The organism is Bradyrhizobium sp. Leo114 (genome assembly GCF_055229415.2).
In genome coordinates, this window is sequence record NZ_JBUYEN020000249.1 from 1 (window position 1) to 301 (window position 301).

Below are 301 nucleotides of genomic sequence, written 5' to 3' on the forward strand. Positions count from 1 at the left end.
CCATCAAGGCGCTGGTGCCAGATCCCGGCGGCTTCAAATCCGCTCGTCACTTTGCTGCCTGGCTGGGACTGACGCCACGACAGCATTCGAGTGGGGGCAAGGAGCGGATGGGACGCATCTCGAAGATAGGAAACCCCGAACTTCGGAGCCTCCTCGTTCTTGGGGCGACATCCGTCCTGCGAATTGCCCGGAAGGCCGATCGGGCGCGGCCGTGGTTGAGGGCGCTGCTCGCCAGACGTCCGTACAAGGTGGCAGCGGTCGCGCTGGCCAACAAGACAGCGCGAATTGCTTGGGCGCTCTT

General features: G+C 64.1%; 1 protein-coding gene. It reads left to right on the forward strand.

The features are described from left to right. Window positions 1-301: transposase (locus ACZIRK_RS45605; RefSeq protein WP_474419899.1), on the forward strand; the 301-nt coding region annotated here is incomplete at both ends.